This window comes from Streptomyces vinaceus, assembly GCF_008704935.1.
GTDB lineage: Bacteria > Actinomycetota > Actinomycetes > Streptomycetales > Streptomycetaceae > Streptomyces > Streptomyces vinaceus.
Genome location: NZ_CP023692.1, coordinates 7,009,878 through 7,033,390, shown reverse-complemented (window position 1 = coordinate 7,033,390; position 23,513 = coordinate 7,009,878). Strand labels below are relative to the sequence as shown.

At 73.6% G+C, this 23,513-nt stretch carries 18 protein-coding genes and 1 pseudogene; 8 read left to right on the top strand and 11 right to left on the bottom strand.

From position 1 onward, the window contains the following. Positions 1 to 67: 67 nt before the first annotated feature. The 3 genes from fabV to CP980_RS31690 all read right to left on the bottom strand — a co-directional run bounded on the left by fabV (position 68) and on the right by CP980_RS31690 (position 2,817). Positions 68 to 1,345: an enoyl-[acyl-carrier-protein] reductase FabV gene (fabV, locus tag CP980_RS31700; RefSeq protein ID WP_150529697.1), complete on the bottom strand. Its 1,278-nt coding sequence runs from the start codon at positions 1,343 to 1,345 to the stop codon at positions 68 to 70. 285 nt (positions 1,346 to 1,630) lie between these two features. After that, a complete protein-coding gene (locus CP980_RS31695; RefSeq protein WP_099888073.1) occupies positions 1,631 to 2,035 on the bottom strand; it encodes an aggregation-promoting factor C-terminal-like domain-containing protein in 405 nt (134 codons plus the stop codon). 509 nt (positions 2,036 to 2,544) lie between these two features. Beyond that, positions 2,545 to 2,817 carry a hypothetical protein gene (locus CP980_RS31690; protein ID WP_132760093.1) on the bottom strand — a complete coding sequence of 91 codons (273 nt, stop codon included), beginning with the start codon at positions 2,815 to 2,817 and terminating at the stop codon, positions 2,545 to 2,547. A gap of 360 nt (positions 2,818 to 3,177) precedes the next feature. On the opposite strand from CP980_RS31690, the gene CP980_RS31685 reads away from it, so the two are divergent. The 3 genes and pseudogenes from CP980_RS31685 to CP980_RS31675 form a co-directional block, all read left to right on the top strand. After that, complete coding sequence (locus CP980_RS31685) at positions 3,178 to 4,701, top strand: FAD-dependent oxidoreductase (RefSeq protein ID WP_150529696.1); 1,524 nt, start codon at positions 3,178 to 3,180, stop codon at positions 4,699 to 4,701. Between the two features lie 106 nt (positions 4,702 to 4,807). Beyond that, positions 4,808 to 5,671 (top strand): alpha/beta fold hydrolase, encoded by an 864-nt coding sequence (locus CP980_RS31680; protein ID WP_150529695.1) that lies wholly within the window; start codon positions 4,808 to 4,810, stop codon positions 5,669 to 5,671. 97 nt (positions 5,672 to 5,768) lie between these two features. Next, positions 5,769 to 6,455, top strand: a pseudogene (locus tag CP980_RS31675) (phosphatase PAP2 family protein); the annotation flags it as partial. On the opposite strand, the gene CP980_RS31670 reads toward CP980_RS31675, so the two are convergent. The 3 genes from CP980_RS31670 to CP980_RS31660 all read right to left on the bottom strand — a co-directional run bounded on the left by CP980_RS31670 (position 6,450) and on the right by CP980_RS31660 (position 10,356). Further along, positions 6,450 to 7,148 (bottom strand): response regulator transcription factor, encoded by a 699-nt coding sequence (locus CP980_RS31670; RefSeq protein ID WP_150529694.1) that lies wholly within the window; start codon positions 7,146 to 7,148, stop codon positions 6,450 to 6,452. The pseudogene CP980_RS31675 and the gene CP980_RS31670 overlap by 6 nt on opposite strands. Then, positions 7,145 to 8,641: a sensor histidine kinase gene (locus tag CP980_RS31665; RefSeq protein ID WP_150529693.1), complete on the bottom strand. Its 1,497-nt coding sequence runs from the start codon at positions 8,639 to 8,641 to the stop codon at positions 7,145 to 7,147. The genes CP980_RS31670 and CP980_RS31665 overlap by 4 nt, the downstream gene beginning before the upstream one ends. Before the next feature lie 107 nt (positions 8,642 to 8,748). Beyond that, positions 8,749 to 10,356 carry a hypothetical protein gene (locus CP980_RS31660; protein WP_150529692.1) on the bottom strand — a complete coding sequence of 536 codons (1,608 nt, stop codon included), beginning with the start codon at positions 10,354 to 10,356 and terminating at the stop codon, positions 8,749 to 8,751. Between the two features lie 220 nt (positions 10,357 to 10,576). Here CP980_RS31660 and CP980_RS31655 point away from each other — a divergent pair, with 220 nt between their 5' ends. Then, positions 10,577 to 11,914, top strand: coding sequence for a glycoside hydrolase family 15 protein (locus tag CP980_RS31655; RefSeq protein WP_150529691.1), 1,338 nt, complete (start codon positions 10,577 to 10,579; stop codon positions 11,912 to 11,914). Here the strand turns inward: CP980_RS31655 and CP980_RS31650 are convergent. Together CP980_RS31650 and CP980_RS31645 are read right to left on the bottom strand one after the other, a co-directional pair. Then, a complete protein-coding gene (locus CP980_RS31650) occupies positions 11,911 to 14,028 on the bottom strand; it encodes a PIG-L family deacetylase (RefSeq protein ID WP_150529690.1) in 2,118 nt (705 codons plus the stop codon). The two genes, CP980_RS31655 and CP980_RS31650, sit on opposite strands and share 4 nt — an antisense overlap. A gap of 235 nt (positions 14,029 to 14,263) precedes the next feature. Then, on the bottom strand, positions 14,264 to 16,138 hold the full coding sequence (locus CP980_RS31645) for a serine/threonine protein kinase (RefSeq protein ID WP_150529689.1): 1,875 nt from the start codon (positions 16,136 to 16,138) through the stop codon (positions 14,264 to 14,266). Between the two features lie 280 nt (positions 16,139 to 16,418). On the opposite strand from CP980_RS31645, the gene CP980_RS31640 reads away from it, so the two are divergent. Then, complete coding sequence (locus CP980_RS31640; RefSeq protein ID WP_150529688.1) at positions 16,419 to 16,625, top strand: hypothetical protein; 207 nt, start codon at positions 16,419 to 16,421, stop codon at positions 16,623 to 16,625. 195 nt (positions 16,626 to 16,820) lie between these two features. Further along, a complete protein-coding gene (locus CP980_RS31635) occupies positions 16,821 to 17,153 on the top strand; it encodes a MazG-like family protein (RefSeq protein WP_099888103.1) in 333 nt (110 codons plus the stop codon). A gap of 151 nt (positions 17,154 to 17,304) precedes the next feature. On the opposite strand, the gene CP980_RS31630 is transcribed toward CP980_RS31635, so the two are convergent. Further along, positions 17,305 to 19,374 carry a phosphocholine-specific phospholipase C gene (locus CP980_RS31630; protein ID WP_132760084.1) on the bottom strand — a complete coding sequence of 690 codons (2,070 nt, stop codon included), beginning with the start codon at positions 19,372 to 19,374 and terminating at the stop codon, positions 17,305 to 17,307. A gap of 419 nt (positions 19,375 to 19,793) precedes the next feature. On the opposite strand from CP980_RS31630, the gene CP980_RS31625 reads away from it, so the two are divergent. Next, the gene (locus tag CP980_RS31625; RefSeq protein WP_150529687.1) at positions 19,794 to 20,441 is read left to right on the top strand and encodes a GNAT family N-acetyltransferase; all 648 of its coding nucleotides are present in this window, start codon (positions 19,794 to 19,796) and stop codon (positions 20,439 to 20,441) included. Positions 20,442 to 20,503: 62 nt separating this feature from the next. Continuing rightward, positions 20,504 to 22,153 carry a PKD domain-containing protein gene (locus CP980_RS31620; protein WP_150529686.1) on the top strand — a complete coding sequence of 550 codons (1,650 nt, stop codon included), beginning with the start codon at positions 20,504 to 20,506 and terminating at the stop codon, positions 22,151 to 22,153. 160 nt (positions 22,154 to 22,313) lie between these two features. Here the strand turns inward: CP980_RS31620 and CP980_RS36445 are convergent, their stop codons facing one another. Further along, positions 22,314 to 22,436, bottom strand: coding sequence for a hypothetical protein (locus CP980_RS36445; protein WP_260145634.1), 123 nt, complete (start codon positions 22,434 to 22,436; stop codon positions 22,314 to 22,316). Positions 22,437 to 22,614: 178 nt separating this feature from the next. After that, positions 22,615 to 23,442 carry a helix-turn-helix domain-containing protein gene (locus CP980_RS31615; protein ID WP_229907025.1) on the bottom strand — a complete coding sequence of 276 codons (828 nt, stop codon included), beginning with the start codon at positions 23,440 to 23,442 and terminating at the stop codon, positions 22,615 to 22,617. Positions 23,443 to 23,513: the final 71 nt, after the last annotated feature.

The window sequence follows — 23,513 nt, the reverse complement described above, 5'->3', positions numbered from 1 at the left end:
GGGGAACGGCGCCCGCTTGGGTTCGGCTCCTGAACCAGAGCGGGGCTACGTGCCGCGCGCACACCGCTCACACGGTGGACCGGACCGCTTCCGGCCCGGAGTCGTCGTCGGCCGCACGGGGCGTGGGGACGGGCCAGGGGACGTCGGTGGCCACCGGGGCGGCGTAGTCGACGCCGGGGACGGAGAACCCGTAGAGGCGCCGGACCTCGGTGCGGAACCAGTCGAGATCGGCCAGGGCGGCGATGGTGTCCGTGGTGGCGCTCTCCCAGCGTTCGGCGACGGCCGCCTGGACCTCTTCGGTGAGCTCCCACGTGTCCAGACGCACCCGGCCCTCGTCGTCCAGAGCGAGCGGGGCCGCGCCGGTCAACTGGTCCCACAGGGTCGCGAGCTGACGGATCGGCGGGACGAGGCCGGTCCCGAGTACGCCGCGCAGCAGGCCCGTGTACAAGGCGATGCCGGGGATCGCGGTGGAGGACTGGGTGACGGCGGCGCCGTTGACGGAGGTCACGGCCCGCCCGCCCACCGTCCTGCCGAGCCGCTCGTTCAGGGTGCGGGCGGTGGCCTCCAGGTGGGCCTTGGCCGCCCCGATGGTGCCCTGCCGGTAGATCGCCGCCGTCAGGGGCGAGCCGATGTACGACAGGGCGGCGGTGGCGAAACCCTCGGCGAGCAGCCCCCGCCCGGCGAGGTGGTCGATCCAGCGTTCCCAGTCCGAGCCGCCCATCACGGCCACGGTCTGCTCCACGTCGTCGCCCTCGGCCGGCCCGGTCTCGACCTCGCGGACCTCGGGGACGCCCTCCTCGTCGAAGACCAGGGTCTTGGTGCGGTTCGGCAGGCCGATCGGCTTGAGGACGGAGGCGTACGTGGTCCCGGTCACGGGGTCGGTGCGCCGGGGCGCGGCCACCGAGTAGACCAGGTGGTCCAGCCGGCCTCCGAAACGCCGCTCGATGAGGTCGGCGACTTGGTCCTTCATCGCGTCGGAGAACGCGTCGCCGTTGAGGAGGACCAGGTCCCGCCCGGCCGCGCGGGCGAGGTCGGCGGTGGCGGCGGTGCGGTACCAGCCGGCGGTCGCCGTGCGCCGTACGGTGGGGGCCTTCTCGAAGGAGACGCCGATACCGCGGATGCCGGCGCGCTTGAGTCCGGCGAGCGTGGCCGCGAGGCCGTATCCGGCGGAGGAGCCGATGACCAGCGCCGCCGGCCCTTCGCCCTCCGTCGCGGCGGCGGCCGAAGGGCCGGAGGGTGCGGGGCAGGCCTCCCACATGTCGGCGACCGAGCGCGCGCATCCCGCGGGGTGGGAGTCGAGGAAGAGGAAGCCCCGGTTGCGGGGCGTGAAAAGGTGCTCGTTCACGATGGCAGGTCCTTGGTTCGCCGGAACTGGGACGCGGCGGCGGGTCGGGCCACGCGCCCTGCAAGTCTGTTCCGGCGGGGGCGCGTTCAGTGGTCCTGTCCCGCGACAACGATCACGAGCCGATCTTGGGGCGTTCCGCCATTTCCCGCCGCGCCGCGTGGCGGCGTATCTCCTGGTTCCCGACGGCCCGTTGACGGTAGGACGGGGCACGGAACGCGGAAGACGCCCGGCCGGGGGTCCGGCCGAGCGTCTTCGGGAATGTCTGGGGTGCTGCCCGCTGGTGGCTTAGTACCAGTGGTGGGTCTGCCAGAAGTTCCAGGCGCCCACGGGGCTGCCGTAGCGGGAGTTCATGTAGTCCAGGCCCCACTTGATCTGGGTGGCCGGGTTGGTCTTCCAGTCGGCACCGGCGGAGGCCATCTTCGAGGCCGGCAGGGCCTGGACCAGGCCGTAGGCGCCCGAGGAGGCGTTCGTCGCGGTGTGGTTCCAGCCGCTCTCACGGGAAACGATGTTGTTGAACGCCGCGAACTGCGCCGGGTCCTTGATCATCTGCTGGGCGATCGCCTTGGCGCTCGTCGGAGCCGCCTGGGCGGGGACCGTGGCGAGCATGGTGCCGGCGACGCCCAGGGCGACGATCGAACCGGCCAGGGCCTTCTTGGAAGCGGCGATGCTGCGAATGACGGACTTCGACACGGAGGGAACCTTCCGACGGGGACAAGGGCGGTCGCCGCACGCCAGGGGCATGCGTGAGCCACTCACGCGGTGGAGAGGGGTTCGTCGGGCGGGGGGCGAAGGCCCCGCCGCCGTGGCGACATCACCAGTTAGCCAGGTCCCGGGCGCCGTGGCAAAGGCCCCTGTTACTAGCCGTCCTCGCAGAGCGGTGTCCTTCGGCCCGGGTGGGGACGGTGGGTGTCGGTGCAGGTGGGGGCCGGGTTCCGGGGTGGGGATCGGGGGTGGTGGGGGCTACTAGCGTGGGTCGTATGTGACGTGGGTCCTGTGGGGCGGGTCACCGCCAGAGGGCCGGAATGTCGCGTTCTGTGGCGGTTCGTTACACGGATTGGTGTGTGCGCCGGGCCACTTTCAACGCGAACCGAAGGAAACGGGTGCCTCGAACGCCGCTTTCCGCACCGCCCGCCGCAGCGGAGGTCGCCCGCATAGGCTCGTACGCGCAGGGAACGACGGCCCCCTGCGCGTACCGCCCGCTAGCGGGGTTCGGTGGCCGCCATCCGGCAGGCGCCGGTGGCGGCCCCGCCCGCCACGCCGGACGCCGTCAGTCCGGACACGCAGCCCTGGAGGTCGCCGCTGACACCACGCTGGCACGCTGACGAGAGGCCGGAGGTGTCGGTGGCACCCGCCTGGGTGGCCATCTGGGTACAGGCCGGGATGTCCGCCTGAGCGGCCGGGGCGGCGAGCGCGCCGCCAAGGGCGAGGGTCAGGCCGGTCAGGAGACCGGCGATACGGGTCGACGTGCGCATGGGACGCACCTGCTTTCCGGGATCGTCCCGCGGCCCGTGTCCCCCGGAATGCCCGAGCGTGCGGGAAACGGCGCCGAGCCCGGCGCCCGGCGGGGTCTTCACCTCCAGCGTGCACCGGTCCGCCCGCCCGACGCCTCTCGGGTCGCGGTGCTCGTGGGGGCGCGCGACTGGTTCCGCGACCGGGCCCGGGTCCGGTCGGACACCCATAGGAGGCCGCACGGGCCCCGGGGCCCACCTGCCCGGCCACGCCCGGTGTCGGTGGTGTGTCGGGGGTGTCGGTCCGATGTCGGTGGAGGCTGACACCTTTCGAGAGGTCCTGCCGGTGCACTTCCGGCGTGGAACTTACGAAAGGGATCTCTCGTGCATGACGTGGTGATCGTGGGAGCCGGCCCGGTCGGCCTCTCCCTCGCCTGCGAGCTCGGCCTCGCCGGCTGTTCCGTCCTGGTGCTCGAACGCGAGCCCGAGCCCGGTTCCCCGTGGAAGGCGGCCCCCCTCGGGATGCGGGGCCTGTCCGCCGCGTCGGTCGAGGCGTTCTACCGGCGCGGACTGTTAGACCCGCTCCTGACCGCATCGGGTGCCCAGAACGGCTTCTTCGCTACGCGGCCCGAGGCGGACGAGCCGTCGCGCCCCCGCTTCGGTGGCCACTTCGCCGGGATCATGCTCGACGGGGCAGAGATCGATGTGGCCGCCTTCCCCTACTGGCTTCCCAGCCCGGCGTTCCGGTCCGTGATGACGCACCTCGACGCGATCGAGACGGTGCTGGCGGAGCAGGCCGCCAAGGTGGGCGTGGAGATCAGGCGCGGCGTCACCGTCACCGACGTCACCCAGGGCGACGAGACGGTGGCGGCGCACGCCGGCCCGGACACGTACGAGGCGCGCTGGCTCGTCGGCTGCGACGGCGGACGCAGTGCGGTGCGCAGGCTCGCGGGCTTCGAATTCGTCGGCACCGAGCCGCAGTTCACCGGATACAGCATGCACGCCACCATCTCCGGTATCGACCAGCTGCGCCCCGGGTTCAACCTGACCCCGGCGGGCATGTACATCCGGATGCCCAGGCAGGGGCACATCGGCATCATGGACTTCGACGGCGGCGCGTTCGACCGCTCGCGGCCGCCGGCCCGGGACCATCTCCAGGCGGTCCTGCGCCGCGTGTCCGGCACCGAGGTGACGCTGGACGAGGTCCACATCGCGTCGAGCTTCACCGATCGGGCCATGCAGACGACGACGTACCGGCGGGGACGCGTCCTGCTCGCGGGCGACTCCGCCCACATCCACTCCCCCCTGGGCGGGCAGGGACTCAACACGGGCCTCGGCGACGCCGTGAACCTGGGCTGGAAGCTCGCGGCGACCGTCCGCGGGCACGCACCGGAGGGGCTGCTCGACACCTACACCGACGAGCGCCATCCGATCGGCGCGGCGGTGCTCGACTGGTCGCGCGCCCAGGTGGCGGTCATGAAGCCGGGCCCGCACGCCCAGGCGGTCCAGGCGGTGGTCCGCGATCTGATCGGGACCCGTGACGGGGCGACCTACGTGTTCGAGAGGGTGTCGGGATCGTGGATCCGCTACGACGTGGGCGACGGGCACCCACTGGTCGGCCGCGCCGCCCCGGAGTTCCGTCTCGACGACGGGACTCGCCTCGCCGACCTGATGGAGGACGGACGGGGCGTCGTGCTCGATTTCAGCACCGATCGGCGCCTGAACGCTTCGGCGATGCGCTGGGAGGGACGGATACGGTACGCGGCCGGGACCGCCACGCAGGACCTCGGGTTGGGTGCCGTGCTGGTACGACCGGACGGCGTGGTCGCCTGGGCGGGTGAGGGCCGCCCTGATCCCGAGGGGTTCGAGCGGGCCGCGGGCCGTTGGTTCGGCAGTCCGGCGATCTGAGTACGGCCGGGGCCGGCGGGGTGTCCCGCCCCGCCGGCCCGACCCCGTCCCTAGGGTGGAGGAGCGGGAGGGGAACCTGGGCGAACCGCGGAGGTCGGTCTTGCAGATGCCTGAGCGGACACTGCACGTGCACGGAGTCGACCTGGCGGTCCAGGCGTTCGGGGATCCGGCCGCGCCCGCCGTCCTGCTGGTCTCCGGGGCCGAGGCGACGATGGACTGGTGGGACGAGGAGTTCGTGGCCCGGCTGGTGGACGGCGGCCGGTACGTGGTGCGGTACGACACCCGCGACACCGGGCGCTCCACGACCTGGCCGGTCGGGGCTCCCTCGTACACGCAGGCGGACCTGGTCGGCGACGCGGTCGGCGTCCTGGACGGGCTCGGGATCGGCGCCGCGCACATCGTGGGCATCTCGATGGGCGGCGGCATCGCCCAGCGGCTCGGCGTCGATCACCCGCGACGGGTGGCGACGCTCACCTTGATCTCCACGAGTCCGGGCGGCCCCGGCGGCCCCGGGCATCCCGGCCTGCCGCCCATGAGCGACGCGCTGGCGAAGACGTTCGCGGAGCCCGCCGCGTCACCGGACTGGACCGACCGTGAGGCCGTCGTCGCGTACTTCCTCGCCGCCGAGCGCGCCTTCGCCGGCACCATTCCGGTCGACGAGGACCGCCTGCGGCGGACCGCCGGGCGGGCGTTCGACCGCAGCCCCGTCCCCGCCGCCGCCGGCAACCACTGGATGGTCGAGGACGGTCCCCCGGTACGCGACCGGCTCGGCTCGATCACCGCCCCGACGCTGGTCCTGCACGGCACCGCCGACCCCCTCTTCCCGTACGGCCACGCCGAGGCGCTGGCCCGGGAGATCCCGGGCGCGCGGCTGGTCCCGCTCCCCGGCATGGGACACCAGATGCCGCCGCCCGAGGTCTGGGACACCGCGGTCGCCGAGATCCTCGCGCACACCGACGGGGCCGCGTAGCAGCCGGTCCCGGTGCGGACAACCCCGACGAAAGGCGCGGTACGGGGCCGCCGTTCGGCCGGGGCGCCCGCCGCCCCGGGTTCCTAGCGTCGGGGGCATGGACAACGAGATACACGACCACCGGCGCTCACGGACACCCGGTACGGCACGCAGGGCGGTCCTGGCTCCGGCGGCCGCCGCGATCGCGGGAGCGCTGGGCCTGATGTGGCTCGCGCCGGACGGGCCCGTGCCCGCGGACGGGCCTTCGGCCCGCGGGTACCGCGCGGTGACCGGGTGGGTGGCGGACGGGCCGGGCTGGACGGGAACCCTGCTGGAGGCGGCCACGGAGGGCACGCTCGTCCTCCTCGGGCTGCTGCTGGCCGCGGTGGGGTGGCGCGCGCTGCGCCGGCGGGACGCCCACGGGATCGCGGGCGCGGCGCTCGTCGCGGCGGGGGTGGTGGCCGCGTACGTGTGCAGCGAGGCCGTCAAAACGCTCGTCGACGAGGAACGCCCGTGCCGCGCCGTACGCGACGCGGTGGTGGTGGCGGTGTGCCCGGAGCCGGGCGACTGGTCCTTCCCGAGCAACCACGCGACGCTCGCCGTGGCACTGGCCGTCGGGGTGGCGCTGCTGCGGCCCGCTCTCGCCGCGGCGACGCTGCCGCTGGGCGCTTCGGCGGCGCTGCTGCGCGTGGCGGTCGGGGTGCACTACCCGCACGACGTGCTGGCGGGCGCGGTGCTGGGCGCCGCCGTGGTGGCGGGCCTCCTGGCCGGCGTACGCCCGTGGGCGGCGCGCGCGGTCTCAGGTCTGGTCGCGGGGCGGGGCGCCGGCGGCGGCCGGGGGGACCACGCCCGCCTCGTGCGCGACGACGGCGGCCGCGGCCCGGTTCTGCACACCGAGCCGGGCCAGGATCGAACTGACGTGGGCCTTCACCGTGCCCTCGGCCAGGTGCAGCCGTCGGGCGATGCGGGCGTTGGACAACCCGCCGCCGAGGAAGGCCAGTACGTCGCGTTCACGCGGGGTCAGCGCATCGACCCGGGCACGGGCGGCGCTGCGGCGGTCGGCCCCGGGGCCCGCCGCGCCGGCCGCGAGGTGGGCGACGACCCGGGCCGCGGCCTTGGGTGAGAGGTAGGCGGCGCCGTCGGCGACGGCCCGTACGCCCGCGATCAGCTCCTCGGGCGGGCCGGACTTGACGAGGAAGCCACAGGCCCCGCCGCCCAGGGCGCGCAGGATGTAGTCGTCCTCGCCGAACGTGGTCAGCATGAGCACCCCGGTCCCGGGGGTGGTGCGGTGGATCTCCGCCAGGGCCTCGATGCCGCCGAGGCCCGGCATGCGGACGTCGAGTACGGCGACGTCGGGGCGGTGCCGCTGGGCGAGTGCGACGGCCTCGCGCCCGTCGCCGGCCTCCGCGACCACACTGATGTCGGGGTCGGTGGACAGCACGGCGCGTACGCCGGCCCGGACCATCGGCTCGTCGTCGGCGATGAGGATACGGATCACAGGGCGGCCCTTCCGGTGAAGAGGTCGGCGGAGGCCAGGCGGCCGTCCAGGAAGCAGAGCCGGTACACGTCACCGGACAGGTCGTCGAACGGGTCGGCGGTGGCCACGTAATGCTCGCAGGCGGCCCCCTCCGGGAAGGGGGTGGGCCGGGCGGGGCGGGCCGTCGTCTGGCGGCCGGGGAGGAGCGGGGCGATCTCCTCGCGGAGCTGCCCGACGCGCAGGCGGCCGAAGTCCTCGGCCGGGAGCACGGACTGGCGGGCCGTCAGTACGTCCCAGGCGCGCAGCCCGACGAACAGCAGCACGGCGGTGACCATCGGCACGAGCACCGCGGCGAGCGCCGTCCGCCCCAGTCCCCTGCGCCCCAGACGCTGTTCGGCGGCGGTGAGGGCCGCCGGATGCGGGGCGGTGCCGGCGGCGGATGCGGGGGCGGATGCGGGGGCGGCCGGGGCGTACGGGAGCCGGGCCCGGACCCTGAAGCCGCCGCCCCGTGGGCCCGCAGTGAAGCTGCCGCCGGCCCGTCGCACCCGTGCGTCGAGCCCCACCAGCCCGGACCCGGAACCCGCCGCGCCGGCTCCGGGGCGGCCGGGACCGCCGGGACCGCGCGCAGGCGGCCCGTTCGTCACGGCGACCTCCACCCCGGACCTCCCGTACCGGACCGACACCGTGGCGGCGGCGCCCGGCGCGTGCTTGACGGTGTTGGTCAGCGCCTCCTGCACCACACGGAACACGGCCCGCTCGACGGCCGGCGGGAGCTCGTCCGGCGCCCGTCCGAGGGTCCGCAGTCGTACGTCGAGCCCCGCGGCGGCCGCCCGCCGGACCAGGCCGTCGAGATCACCCGGACCGGCGGGATCGGCAGTATCGGCGGGATCACCCGGCTCGGCGGGATCACCCGGTTCGGCCGTGGCTGCGGAATCGCCGGGGCCGCCACCGCGAAGGACGCCGATGATCTCGGCGAGGCGTTCCACCGCTCCCCCGGCACCGGCCCGGATCGAGCGGGCCGCCGTCCGGTACTCCTCCGGCAGATCCGGAGCGAGCTGCAGCGCGCCGGCGGACAGGGCGATCAGGGTGAGGTCGTGGCCGAGCAGGTCGTGCATGTCCTGGGCGATCCGGGTCCGTTCGCGCAGCCGCGCCTGCTCGGCGACCAGCCGCTGCTCCCGCTCCAGGCGCGCGGCCCGCTCCCAGCCGGCCCGGACCAGTTCCCGGTACTGCCGGTGGAACCGCCCTCCGAACCACGGCAGCATCCCGGCCCCGACCAGCACCACCACGAACCGCCCGCCCCACACCATCCAGGCCGGCACCGCCGCCACCACGGCCACGGCCGCCAGGACCACCGCGAGCAGGGCGAGCGCGGTGCTCCGCGTCCGGCCCGGCCGGCAGCCCGCCAGGAAGGCGCACACCGCGGTCGGCAGCGCCCACCACAGGCTGGTCGGGGTCAGTGCGGCCGACAGCGCCGCGCCCGCGAGCAGCAGGTGCGCCGGTATGCGGAATTCCATGATCGTTCGCCTCACGGCCCCGACCCTACGCAAGCGCCGCCGCACCCGTATCCGCCGAAAGTCCCATCCCGCCCGCCCATTCCGCCCGCCGTGGCGCGTGTCCGCCCTCAGAGGCGGTGGATGCGGGTGATGCCGTACCACTTCGACATGCAGCCGGCGACCCAGTCCCGCTCGTAGGCGGAGGTGAAGAAGGGCTCGGCCAGACTGCCGATGTACAGGGGCCGGTACCCGAGGTCGGTGGCGCCGCGCGCCGCCTCGCTCCGGATGCGCGCGTTCTGGGCGTCCCAGGCCACCGAGCGGCTGACCGTGGCCGTGGTGAGCTGTTGGAGGCCGGGGACGAGCGAGGCCAGTGCGGCCAGCGTCAGCGCGCCCGCGGCCACGACGGTCGCCGACACGGCCACCGGGGCGTGGCCTCGGCGTGCGAGGAACTGCCGGGCCCAGCCCCCCAGCAGGGCTCCGTAGGCGCACAGCGCCAGCTCCATCGGCACGAGGTAGTTCGTCCACGTACGGGCGTACGTCCACCCGCTCGGACCGTAGCCGCTGCGCAGGCCCAGCACCACCGCGAAGGAGCCCAGCACCACCACCGGTACGGGCAGCAGCAGCGCGGCGACGAGCATCGGGCGCGGTACGGCGGCCCGGCGCCCTGTGCCCTGCGCGCGTACCGGTGCGCGGAGCCCCGCCACCAGGCCGAGCAGGACGCCGACGGCCGCGGCCGCGAGGTAGGCCCATTGGCCCGTGACGGCGTCCCACATGTGGAGCCAGTCCCGGAAGGTGCCCGCGAGTTCGCCCGGGGAGAGCATCGACTCCCTGGGCGGCTGCTGGGCACGGCGCCACCGGGCGCCGGGGGAGGTGTAGAGCACGATCAGGCCGCAGACGAGCCCGGAGCACCAGATCACGCACCAGGTGAACGCGCGCCAGGTCCGTGCCAGTTCGAGGCGGGGCAGCGCCAGCAGGCCGACGCCGACCGCGAGCAGGCCGCTGACGAGGGCGAACGGCTCGCTCAGGGTACCGAGCGCGAACGCGATGACGAACGCGGCGGCGAAGCCCGCCGCGCGGACGGGGGCGCGGGGCTCGCGCACGGTCCGCATGGCCAGCAGGAGCGCCCACACCCCGATGACGCTCGGGACGGTGTGGGAGATGGTGGCCGGGGCCCACAGCAGCACCTGGTAGCTGCGGGTGCCGGCGTAGTAGACGAGCGCCTGGACGGCCAGGGCGCAGGCGGTGAGGGCCATCACCGTCGTCACCCGGGCTCTCGCGCCCAGGAGCCGGACGAACGCGCACCCGAGCAGGACGAGACCGACCGTGAAGGTGACGACGATGACGGTGGGCAGGACCTTGATTCCGGCGAACCCGTCGGCGTAGACGACACCGCTCAGGAAGGCATTGGTGACGCGCCCGTTCTGGGTGGAGTAGAAGTCGGACGTGATGCCGAGGACACCCAGGTCACGGGACTTCCAGGCGGCGCACCAGTCGTCGGACGTGGGCCGCACGTAGAGGCCGAGGAAACATCCGACGGCGACGAGGGCTCCGGCCGCCGCCACGAGGGTGACGACCGCGCCCACCAGCAGTCGGCCGGGGACCGCGCGGTGGCCCCTCGCCCGGCCCGGGCCGTCGGCGGCTTCGGTGCTCGGGCCCCCGCCGGGGCCCGCGCCCGCGCCGGGCCCCGCGCCCCCGGCCTCGCCCGCGCCCTCGCGCTCCGTCGAAGTAGTACTCATTCACCCTTCCTTCGCAGGGGCCGGTCACACCAATGTGCACGGTGCGCGGCCCACCGGCATCCGGGGTCACCCGAGTGGCTGGTGTGTCGTGGCGGGCTCTCCGGGCCTCCCCCACGCTGGGAATTCCGGGCACCGCACGCGCGGATGCCGGACGGAGGGAGCCGCGATGCCGGCCGGCCTGCTCGTACACTGCACGGTCATCACGACGGCCGTGGTGTCCGTGACCCTTTCCACGTTCGCCGCGGGACCCGCCGACCGGCACACCGACGAGGCCGCTCCCCCGGTCGGTCTCCTCACCAACGCCGCCTCGACCGAGGGCATCCCGCGGTCCCTGGCCGAGGGCACGCGGTACGTGGCGCGGAGCAACGTACTGCGGTTGCCGTCCGGCCGGTGGAAGTACCTCCCCGGCGGCCGGACGTCGGCGGCGACCGTGGCCGCCGAGGATCCGGGGGCCCGCAAACAGATAGCCGAGAGCGGTGCCTGGCTGGCGCGAGGCCGGGTGCCCGGCGGTACGCCCGCGCAGCGCGCGGCGGCCGAGCGGGCCCTGCTGACCATGCGCGCCCTGCTCCGGCCGAACGGGGCCATGGCCGCGGGCTGGTCCCCCGCCTGGATGTACTCCTGGCCCCGCGACTCCAGCTTCGCCTGCGCCGCGTTCGCGCACACCGGCCACGAGGCCGAGGCGTACCGGATCCTGCGCTACAGCGCCGCGACCCAGCGCGGGGACGGCACCTGGGAGGCGCGGACGAAGCTCGACGGCTCCGGGCCGCCGGACGGCAGGCAGTGGCAGCTCGACGCCAACGGCTGGGTCCCCTGGGCCGCGTGGCAGTGGTACTGGACGGCGCCGCCGGCCACCCGCCACGCCCGGCTGACGGCCCTGTACCCCATGATCCGCAAGGCGGCCGACCACGCGGCGGCCTCGCTGCGCGCGGACGGACTGCCGCCGGCCTCCCCGGACTACTGGGAGCTGGCGACGACGACCCCGAACATCGGTACGGCGGCGCCCCTGCTCGCCGGGCTCAACGCCTCCGCGGACCTCGCCAAGGAGCTGAACGAGCCGCGCGACGCGGCGCGCTGGGCCCGCGCGGCCAGGCGGCTCTCCTCGGGGATAGCCGAGAAGTTCGCGCCGCTGGGCTACCAGCGCACCATCGACGGGCGGCACGGCCACGACAGCGCGGTGGCCTTCATGGCTCCGCCCTTCAACGCCGCCCCGGCCGGCCTGCCGCGGGCGCTGGACACCGCGTACGAGGCCCTGCTCCTGCCCAACGGGGGCCTGACCCCCGGAAACGATCCGGCGGCGCCGTGGGGTGCGAACGCCTGGACGCCGAGCACCTCGTTCTTCGCCCTCGCGTGGGCCGGTACGGGCAGGCCGGCGAAGGCGCGGCAGGTCCTGGACTGGGTGCTCGCCAAGCGGAACTCGCTCGGGGAGCTGCCGGAGAAGGTGAACGGTGCGGGCATGCCGTCGTCGGTGGCGCCGCTGGCCTGGACGGGCTCGATCACCGTCCTGTCCCTGGTGGCACTTGACGACAAGGGACTCCCCACGCCGCCGCAGCGGTTCTAGCGGGTGTCTCGGCCCGCCTGCGCGAGCATCGGGGGCTGGACCGCCCGGTGCCACGGGGAGGGGACCGGGTCCCCGGCCGGCCGCGTCCCGGCCGGTGCGGGCGTCGTGACGATGTGCAGGTCGGCGTCGAGGCCGAGGGCCGCCGCGACGGCCGTACCGGAGCGGTCGGCCACCCCCGCCGGTGCCCCCGTGTACAGCATCTGGGATTCCTGCCAGGACTCCGGGCCGCCCGCGCCCACCACGCCGACCGTGCCCGAGCCGGTACGGCCCGCGAGCAGCGGGCCCGCGACGCCCACCCCGCCGTAGCCGCCCGGACCGCCGGCCTCGGCCACCGGGGAGAACTCCGGCGCGGGCCCGCCCGCGGTGGCCAGGCTCGTACCGACCGTGCCTGTGCCGGGCCGGCGGAAGAAGAGCCGGGCCCCGTCGCCCTCCGGGCGGACCGAGAGCACGCCGGTGGTCTGCGGGAGCCCGGTCGCGAAGGCGCCGGCCAGCGGGGCACCCGGTGTCGGCTCGACCCAGGCCAGTACGGAGCCGGTCGTCGCCGCGTACACGTGGCGCCGCCCCGCCCCGTCGGTCGCGGTGACCGGATCCCCGAGGAGTCCGGCGCCGCCGAGCGACTGCCATGCGCCGAACGGGCCGTCCGGGGCCGTCTGCGTCAGGGCCCGCAGCGTGCGCCGGGAGTCGCGTACGTACACGGTCATCCGGCCGGCCGGGTCCACGGCGACGGCCGGTCCGCTGATCGCCGAGGTGACGGACGTGTCCGCGGTGTCCGGGTCGGGGGTCCCCAGCGACTGCCAGGGGCCGAAGGCCCCGTCGGCGCCGTCCTGGACGCAGTACACGAGGTCGCGGCCGTAGTCCTGGGGGGTCGTGCCGAGCGTGGTCCGGGTGGCGAACACCGCGATCCGGCCGTCCGGGAGCCGGACCGTGGTCGCCCCGGCGTCGATGCCCGTACCGGGGAGGAAGCGGGGGCCCTGCCAGGCGGTCTTCGGGCCGCTGCGCGACCAGTACGCCATCCGCCCGTCCAGGACGGCGAAGGCCCACAGCCGTCCGGCGGCGCCCTCGGTCATCCAGGAGGTGCCGTCGCCCCGGCTGTAGCGGATGGTCTGGTTCCAGCCGGCGCCGGTGGGCCTGGTCGCGGTCTTGCGGTCGCCGCAGCCCGCGGGGCTGCCGCACCAGTCGTCGTGGTCCATCCAGGCGTACGTCTTGAGGTAGCCGAGCTTCTCCTCGGCGGTCTGCGGGTCGAGCGTCGGCGGCAGCGCGCTGTTCTGGTAGCTCATGTAGTTCTGCACGGAGAAGTGCGGCCGGTCCGTGGTCCGGGCGTAGCGTTCGGCGGCGGCCTGGACGAAGCGGGCGCCGTACATGTGGTCCTGGTGGTCGAGGAAGGCGCCGCCCCCGGTCTTTCCGGGGGTCGGGTCCTGCGTCCGTATCGTCGTCGGCTTGTACTGGGCGAACACGTCCGCGATGGCGGCTATCGCCTGGTCCTTCGTGTACGAGAACGGATCCTTGACCGGCGTGCCGGAGGTCAGCTGGGCGCCGAGGGCCGGTATCCGGCCGTCCCACAGGCCGCGCAGGCTGTCCGGATTGTCCCCGGAGATGCTGCGGGCCTCGCGGAGCTGCATCCACACCAGGTTGACCTCGGGCCGGGCGACGAGGACGTCCACCTCGGCGCTGCCCCCGCCGGCCGTGGGTATGGACCGGCGCTGCCAGGCGCTGGTGCGGTCGCCCGTCGCCATCTGCGCGTAGGCGCCGCGGATGCCGTTCTGCCGGGCCTCGGCGTAGGCGGCCCGGTCGGCCGGGCCCGCGGCGTCGTCCAGGTGCGGGCTGTGGGCCTCGTTGCGGCCGTCGGACTCGCCGGAGGTGAGGTAGACGGTGGTGACCTTGATGCCCGTCGATATGGAGCGGCTCAGGTCGGGGTTCATGAAGAAGAGGTCGTCGTCGGGGTGCGCGACGACCTGGAGGGCGGAGCCCTCGGTCACGCTCGGCCGGACGACCGCCCCGGCCGCCACCGGCTCCCGTCCACTGCCGTGACCGAAGGCCCAGGTCGTGACGCCGGCCACACCGACGGAGACCGCCGCGAGCAGGGCCGCGAGGCGAGTGCGGCTGGCCAGGGACATGTACAGCGCCTTGAGGATCGGTCCGGTGCGGGAACCCGCCTGGGAGGTCGGTCGGTTTCCCGATGGCTCCACTGCTTCCGGACACGACCGGGCCCGATTATGCCCCGCACCTTTGCGGCTGACACACCCTCAAAAGGCATATGTTGACGACTGAGTTAAATGACAGGAATGGCCGATATGCCCATTTTGGGTACTATCGGACTTCCCGCCTCGGCTCGCTCCTTCGGCTCCGTTCTCAGCTCTTCTTCTTCGGCTCCTCGGCGTTGCGCCAGATGGTGAGGTCGAGCGTGATGTAGCTGCTCGGGTCGTTCGCCCCCGACTTGCCCCGGTACGTCGCCACCGCGATGTGGCCGGCGTCACTGAGCACGCAGATCTCCGAGCCGTCCGTGAGCTGGTCGAGGCCGATCTTCTCGGTGTAGCGGGTCTCCGCCCGGCAGGTCTCCAGCGAACCCTTCTGCGAGTTGTTCAGCACGACCAGCTTGCCGTTGTCGGTGCCGACCTTCGTGTCCCCGAAGAGGGTGTCGAGGTAGAAGTAGAGGTCGCCGTGGTTGTACAGCACCCCGGCGTTGCCGCCGGTGCCGGGGCGCGGCGGGTTGTCGGCCAGCATGAGCTGGTAGTTGGCCGTCAGGTTGATGCCCTTGTACGAGGCCGGGGTGGGGTCGGCCGGCTTCCCGCCCTTGTTCTGGGAGGCGCCGCTGGGGGCCGCGCTGCTCGCGCTTGCGCCGGAGGCGGAGGAACTGCCCTCGTTCTTGTCGCCCGAGCCGTCCCGCAGCAGGGAGCCGAGGACCGCGAGCCCGATCACCGCCGCCACGACGGCGCCGGCGATGACCGGCCCCTTCGACTTGCGCTGCGGCGCGGGGGGCGGGTAGCCGGGGTGGTGGGCCGGCGAAGGGGTGGGGTACCCCTGCGGGTAGCCGGGCGGTGGCGTCTGGTAGCCGGGCTGGGTCGGGTAGCCGGGCGGCGGGGTCCGGTGGCCGGGCTGCGACGGGTACCCGGGCGGGGGCGTCGGGTAGCCGGGCGGCAGGCCCGGAGCGGCGGGACCGGTCGGCGCCTGCGGCGCAACGGCGGGGGCGCTCTGCGTCGGCGCGGCGGCGACGCCGAGACCGGTCGGCGCGTACGGGGACACGCCCTGCGCCGGCGGCTGCGGGGAGACTTCGGTCGGCGTCGGGGCCACGGCGGGCTGCGGCGGCGGGGTCCTCGCCGGCTCGGGCAGCTGGAGGCGCTCGGTGATGGAACCGGCGACCGCCTGGGGCAGCCAGTCCTCGCCCTGCCGGAGGGGGGCGGGGGCGATGTCGTGGCACATCTCGATGATCTCGGTGAGGGTGGGCCGGTCCGCGGGATCGCGGCTCAGGCACCGCGTCACCAGGGGCCGCAGCTCCTCCGGCAGCGCGCTGAGGTCCGGGTCCTCGTGCACGATGCGGTACAGCACGGCGTGCGAGGACCCCTCCCCGTAGGCGGGCGCGCCGATGGCCGCGTACGCCACGATCTGGCCGAGGGCGAAGATGTCGGTGCCGGCGGTGACCGTACCGGCGGAGGCCTGCTCGGGGGCCATGAACGCGGGAGTGCCGACGCTGACACCGCTGCCGGTCAGGGAAGTGGCGTCCGCCGCGCGGGCGATACCGAAGTCGATCACGCGGGGACCGTCGCCGGCGAGGAGCACGTTCGCGGGCTTCAGGTCGCGGTGGACGATGCCCGCGCCGTGGATGACGTGCAGCGCCTCGGCGACCCCGACGGCCAGCAGCAGCACGCTGCGCAGCGGCAGCCGGCCGTACCCGGCGACGGCGTGCGAGAGGGAGGGGCCCGGAACGTACGCGGTGGCCAGCCAGGGCTGGGAGCCCTCGGTGTCGAAGTCGATGACGGGCGCGGTGTAGAGGCCCTGCACCCGCTGCGCCGCCCGCACCTCCTGCTGGAAGCGCCGCCGGAACTCGGGGTCCTCGCTGAATTCGGGCCGGATCACCTTGAGGGCGATCGGCCGGCCGCCCGGGGTGTAGGAGAGGTACACCTTGCCCATGCCGCCCGCGCCCAGCACGGCGGCCAGCCGGTAACCGCCCACCGTGGCCGGGTCCTCGGGCCTGAGCGGCTGAAAAAGGTCGGTAGAAGGTGCGCTCATGAAATTCCATCCCCTGTCACGGCAGTTCAGCCCGCCGAAGCCCCGAAGCCAACCGAGAGGGTACCCAACTTCACCGCCCGCCCCCAGCGCGGTCCACGATCCCCGGCACCCGTGCGAGTGCCCGCGCGCGGTGGCGTCCGGTCCGTGCTCCGCATCCGGCTCCCGCGGCGACCACCCGAACGGCCGGGCGGAGCGGTGCGGTCGGCGCGATCGGCCTCGTCCTCAGGGACCGGCGCGACGCCCGGAGCCGGGCCACAGGCTCGACGAGTGCTACGAGTCGGTGCGCGGCTTCGAGGAGGCGGCGCGCCGCCCCCGCGCAGGACCGGGGAGGCTGCGGCGCCTGCTCCTGCTGCGCCCGCCGGACGGCGGACCGGCACAGGCCGTGCGGGTCCTGTCCTGGCCGGCCCTCGCGTTCAACGGGGCCCTCGCCTGGTGGGTGAGCATGGTCGTGGACGGTCCGCCCGCCTTCTTCGGACCGGACCCGTAGTCCGCGCCCGCGGAGGTCGAGGCGGCCCTGGGCCTGGCGGGCCGCTTCTTCCTGGCGGGCGCGGGGGGACGAGCGCGGGCGCACCGGGTCGGTCCCGCCGTGAGGTGCACCACGGTTCCGGCAGAGCATCCGGAACGCCGTCCCGTTCGTTCTTGGCACTGAGAAGCGACACCAGCCGGACGAAGGGGAACCACCGTGGAGAAGAACGCCTGGGCCGTCACCGGGGAGCTCGCCGCCTTCCTGGACGAGGCCACCGCCCATGTCCCCGCCGAGCAGCGCCGGATCCTGCAAGTGCTCAAGATCGGGGAGGAGTTCGGCGAGGCCGCCCAGGCCGTCATCGGCGCCACCGGCACCAATCCCCGCAAGGGCCGGTCCCACTCGTGGCAGGACGTGGAGGCGGAGGTGTGCGACGTACTGGTGACGGCGATGGTCGCCCTCCACCGGCTCGGCGTGGAGGACCCGGCCGCGCTGTTCGGCGCGCACCTGGAGAAGACCGCCGCGCGCACCCTGGCCGCCCGGGAGGCATGAGCGCGCCGCGCGGGTGGCCCCGCTCCGCGGAGGGTTCCGCGGAGCAGGGCTCGGGCCGGCGGCGGAGCGTCAGCTCGACATCGGGGTCGGCGTCAGCTCGGCCTCGGCGTCGACGCGTCAGCCGGACCGGGCCTTCGTCGGGGCCGGTTCCTCAGGACCCCTGCTCCGTCAGGATGCCCGGGTCCGAGAGGCCGGCCGCGCCGTTCTCCACCTTGCCGGCGAAGCGGCGGCCGAAGTCCGGGAACTCGGACGCGGTGACCGTCACGTCGTACCAGCGACGCGTGTTCCGCAGCGGGACGCTGTACGTGGTGGTGGCGCCCTTGGCGACCGTGAGGCGCTTCGGCCCGCCGCCATACGCGTTGGTGACCGTGAGCGTGGCGGTGGACGCACCCGCGTTGGTGAGGGTGAGGTCCAGGTTGCCCGTGGTGGCGTTGTGGCGCGCGGTGACCTCCGGGCCGGGGGTGGTGCCGGGGTTGCGGAAGCCGCGCAGGAAGCCGTTGGGACCGTGGACGGTCAGGTCGGTGAGGCCGGCCGAGTAGACGGTGTTCCAGGTGTCCGAGATCGACTTGCCGGCCTCGGTGGTGTACGTCCAGGGGGCGTCGGTCCGGTTGGCGGAGGTGACGTAGAACTGCGCACCCAGGTCCGGGCCGCCGCTGAACGTCAGCCGGAACTTGCCCTCGCCGGTGAGTGCGGCGCCGTCCACGTACGGGGCGTACTTCAGCGGACGGGTGTTGCACAGGCCCTTCTCCTGGCGCGGCATGGCCCCCACGGCCGGCGGGGTGGCCAGGAAGTTGGGGTGGCGCTCGCGGTCCTGCGGTTCCCACGGACCGGTGTCGGGCAGCCGGACCGCGTTGGTGTCCGTGCGCGCGAAGTCGAAGGCCGAGGTCAGGTCACCGCAGACGGCGCGGCGCCACGGCGAGATGTTGGGCTCCTGCACGCCGAAGCGCTTCTCCATGAAGCGGATGACCGAGGTGTGGTCGAAGGTCTCGGAGCAGGAGTAGCCGCCGGTGCTCCACGGCGAGACGACGAGCATCGGGACGCGCGGGCCCAGACCGTACGGTCCGGCGACGTAGCCGGCCTTGCCGGGGAAGACGTCGAGCGTGGTGGACACGGTCGACAGGCCCTGGTTGGCGTCGGCGGGGGCGTACGGCGGCACGACGTGGTCGAAGAAGCCGTCGTTCTCGTCGTACGTGATGAACAGCGCGGTCCGGGCCCACACGTCGGGGTTGGACGTCAGCGCGTCCAGGACCTGCGCGATGTACCAGGCGCCGAAGTTGGCCGGCCAGTTGGAGTGCTCGCTGAAGGCCTCGGGCGCGGCGATCCAGGAGACCTGGGGCAGCGTGCCGGCGGTGACGTCCGCGCGCAGCTTGTCGAAGTAGCCCTCGCCCGCCTTGGCGTTGGTGCCCGTGCGGGCCTTCTCGTACAGCGGATTGCCGGGCTGGGCGCCGCGGTAGTTGTTGAAGTACAGCAGCGAGTTGTCGCCGTAGTTGCCGCGGAAGGCGTCATTGATCCAGCCCCAGGAACCGGCGGCGTCGAGGCCGTCGCCGATGTCCTGGTAGACCTTCCAGGAGACGCCGGCCGCTTCCAGGCGCTCGGGGTAGGTGGTCCAGCTGTAGCCGGCCTCGGCGTTGTTGAGGACCGGGCCGCCGCCCTTGCCGTCGTTGCCGGTGTGGCCGGACCAGAGGTAGTAGCGGTTCGGGTCGGTCGAGCCGATGAACGAGCAGTGGTAGGCGTCGCAGATGGTGAAGGCGTCGGCGAGCGCGTAGTGGAACGGGATGTCCTCGCGCGTCAGGTGGGCCATGGTGGCCGGCGTCTTGGCGGGCACCCAATTGTCGTACTTGCCCTTGTTGAAGGCGCTCTGGCCGCCGGCCCAGTCGTGGTTGAGGCCCTGGAGGTACTCCATGCCGAGGTCGTCCGACGGCGGCCGGAAGGGCAGCGTCTCCTTGCCGGCATTGTCGCTCTGGTGCCAGACGGACTTGCCGCTGGGCAGGGTCACCGGCCGCGGGTCGCCGAAGCCGCGGATGCCGCGGAGCGCGCCGAAGTAGTGGTCGAAGGAACGGTTCTCCTGCATCAGGACCACGACGTGCTCGACGTCCGCGATCGTCCCGGTCGTCCCCTGCGCGGGGATGGCGGCGGCGCGCGCGATGCTCTCGTTGAGCAGGGTCAGGGCGGCGGCGCCGCCGGTGAGCTGGAGAAAGCGGCGGCGGTTCAGTTCTGCCATGGCGAGAGTGACCTCTGCTTTTGATCGAGGAGTGCTTGAGCGCACCCAGGACAACGTGCCGGGGCTACCGGAGAGGGAGCCTGACGTGACGGCGGTGGATACGCCAGACGAACGGCAGTCGGATTTCGAAGGAGTTCGGCCATGTTCCCGCCGGCGGAGGCGGCGCGCGTCGATCCTCCCGACGCGGCAGTAACTCGCGCGGGGCCTGTGGGACACACAGGAGACCGATGCGGCGGCGACACGACCGGCCGGCGGCCTGATCGAGCGGAGCCGGGCGCGCTTCGACGCCATTTCGCGACCACCGCGTACCAGATCAAGCCAATCAGGATCTATAGTTAGGCCAGCCTAACCTAATGATCTCGTGGGGCCGGCACGCCCGTCGCCGACCGGACCCGCCGTCACGAAGGAACCGAGACCGCATGAGACCCGAGTCCACCGTCCTCACCACCACCCCGCGCGCGGACGTCTTCACCGACACGGTCGAGGACTTCGGCACCGTCCGCTTCACCCCCGTCGACCCGGCCGCGGACTCCGCCGTGCTGCACGCCTGGGTCGCCGAGGAGCGTGCCGAATTCTGGGGCATGAACGGAGCCAGCCGGGAGCTGGTGCGGGAGATCTACGAGGACGTGGACCGCCGGGACACCCATCACGCGTACATGGTCCGGCTCGACGACGAGCCGGTGGCGCTCTTCCAGACGTACCAGCCGGAGGAGGACCGGGTCAGCGAGTGCTACGAGGTGCGGGAGGGTGACATCGGCGTCCACCTCATGCTCGCGCCGATCTCCGGCCGGCCCCGCCCCGGCTTCAGCCGGACCCTCATCACCTCGCTCCTCCGCTTCACCTTCCGCGACCCGGCCGTCCTGCGCGCGGTGGGCGAGCCCGACGCCCGCAACGAGAAGGCGATCGCCCTGCTGGGCCGGATCGGTTTCGTGCGGCAGGGCGAGATCACGCTGCCCGAGATCGACCTGCCGGAGGTCCACCTCCCCGAGAAGCGGGCCGTACTCGCCTTCCTCGACCGCCCCGAATGGCTGCCCCTGCCCAAGGAAGGGCCCTCCGGCCTCATGTAATCTGATCATGACTTTTTGAACTGATTCAACAAATTGGGGGGCCGGTGTACCGTCACCGCGTCATGATCTCCGCCGCCGTCGCCGCGGCAGCCGTCGGCTTCGTACCCGTCACGGCCCAGGCAGCCGGACCGTCCGCCGACCCCGGCCGGGCCGCGACCGCCACCTCACCGGCCCCCGCTGCCGGTTCCGCGAAGGACGCCGCCGTCAGGGACCTCGCCGCGCAGCAGGCGAAGGCCAAGGCCGACGCGACGGCCCGATCCGCCGCGTCGGCAGGCGCGCGGCAGGGCGAGTACTTCGACGTGTTCATGGGCGCGGTCAACTCCAACGCGCACAGCGTGGGACTGGCTACATCCGCCAGCACCGACCTCACCAACAGCTTCGTCGCCTACGACATCGACTGGGGCGACGGCACCATCGACCGCGAGTACGGCCCGGCCGGCACCAACGTGTACGTGAACCACAGGTACGCCGAAGTCGGCGCCCACAAGATCACGATCACGGCCACCGACACCTACCACAAGGTGAGCGCGACCACCACCCAGGACATCGTCCTGGACGGCTCCGAGTTCACCCCGCACACGCCCACCCGACTGCTCGACACCCGCGACGGCACCGGTACCGGCGCCCCGGCCGGCCGGCCCGTCGCCCCGTACACCACCACCCGGGTGAAGATCGCGGGCAACGGCGGCATCCCGGCCGGCGTGACCGCCGTGGCCCTGAACATCACCGCCACCAACGCCTCCTCGGGCGGGCACGTGATCGCCTACGCCTCCGGCACGAAGCAGCCGGCCACCTCGAACGTCAACTTCGTGGCGGGGCAGACCGTACCGAACCTGGCGATCGTTCCGGTCGGCGAGGACGGGTACGTCGAGCTGGCCAACCGCAGCGAGGGCCCGGTGGACCTGATCGCCGACGTGACGGGCTACTTCACCCGCTCCGCCGCGAGCGGATACACCTCGGTCAAGCCGTCCCGGCTCGTCGACACCCGCACCGGACTGGGCGCGGCCGCGGGCCCGGTCGCCGGTCGGACCACCTTCGGCGTCCAAGTGGCCGGCCAGGGCGGGCTGCCCGCCGCCGGCGTCACGGCCGTGGCCCTCAACATCACCGCCACCGGACCCAAGGGCTCCGGCCACCTGACCGCGTTCCCGAGCGGTCAGCAGGCGCCGTCCACGTCGAGCGTGAACTTCACCGCGGGCCAGACGGTCGCCAACGCGGTGATCGTGCCGGTCGGACCGGACGGCAAGATCAACATCCGCAACGGCGCCTGGGACCCGGCCGATGTGATCGTGGACGTCACCGGCTACTACAGCGCCGACGGCAAGGCCGCCTACCTGCCGATGGAGCCCGAGCGCAGGTTCGACTCGCGGACCGGCACCTGGCCGCTCGCCGGCCAGGACTACCACTACGAGACCATGTGGACGAGCGGCAGGGCGCTGGAGGCCGTCGTCCTCAACCTCACGGTGACCAACACGCAGGGCAGCGGACACCTCGCGGTCGCCCCGGACCCCAGCACCGTCGCCGACCGCATCGCCGGCAAGGCGGTCCGGCCGACCCCTCCGGACTCCTCCGTCCTGAACTGGACGAAGGGCGCCACCGTCTCCAACCTGGTCCAGGCGAGCACCGGCACCAGCGGTGTCGTCGACATCTGGAACCGGGGCTGGGAGCCGACCGACCTGATCGTCGACATCTTCGGCACGTACGAGAAGAACTGACGGGCACCCACGTGAAGAACTGACGCCGGACGCTGACGCCGGATGTCGCCGACACCCCCGTGCTCGGCGACATCCGGGCGGTCGGCCGCCTCCTCGCAGTCGGTGAGGCGCGAGCCGGTCGGCGGCACCCTCGCCGTCGTCGGCGTCCGGCCGCGCCGGGTCAGCGGTGGTCGGATCCGCCGTTCTCCCGGCGCCTGCGGCGGTTTCGGCCGAGGGCTCCCGCCAGACCGATCAATCCGCCGCTCAGCGCGCCGGCCACCAGGATGCGCAGCAGGTCTTCCATCGAATGCTCCCCAAGTCCGGGCCAGGTCACCCCTGCCCGGCTCCGCCCCGGGCCGCCGGCCGAAGACCTCGTCCGCGCGCGGCCGGAGCGCTTCCCGGGCTCGGGTGCCTGATCAACTACGAACCGAGACACTAGCGACGCGCACACGCCCTGGCTTGGACAAATTTGACCCCGGCCCTCACAGGGCGAGCGCCCCCTCCGTCACGCGGGCGGCGGCGATCCGGCCCGGAGTGGTCTCCGCCAGCGCGCGGAACTCCCGGTTGAGGTGCGCCTGGTCGTAGAAGCCGCAGGCCGCCGTCACCTCGGCCAGGTTCGAGCCCTCACGCGTGAGCAGCCTCATGGCCCGGTGGAAACGCAGTACGCGGGCGGACATCTTGGGCGTCAGACCTACCTGTTCGGTGAAGCGGCGCACCAAGTGGCCCTGGCTCCAGCCCACTTCGGCCGCGATCCCGGCGACCGGGATCGTCCCGCCGGCGCGGACCAGCAGTCGCCAGGCGTGACTCACCTCCGGCGCTGCCACCGGGCCGCTCTCGATCCGGGCCCATAACGCGACGTCCAGCAGGTCGAAGCGTGCTCCCCAGTCGGCGGTACCCGCCAGCCGCTCCGCCAGCAGGCCGGCCTCCGGCCCGAGGACGTCGTCCAGCCCGACCACCCGGTTGGTCAGCTCGCTCATCGGCAAGGCGAACAGCCGGTAGGCGCCCAGCGGGGTCAGTTCGAGCCGGATCGCCTCCTGCCCGCCCGGATGGTCACACACCCGGGGTCCGTCCTCCAGACCCGCGACGAGCGAACCGGTCACCTGGGTGCTCGGGCCCGGGTCCCCGAGGCGGCGCACCTGGGTGAACGGCTCCCCCAGGCTGATCACCACGACCGCCCGGCCCGTGGGGACCAACCGCACGCGGTAGGGCGTCGTACCAGCCTCCCAGTAGCCGGCGTAGCTGTGCACGTACGGGCGCAACGGGGCGGGCCACGGCCGGGTCACCCGCCACCGGCCACCCACCCGGGTCATCCGGACCCCCCGACCCGTCGTGCCCGCGTACGCACCCACCTGCACGTCCCTCCCCCTCCCCTGGCGACGAG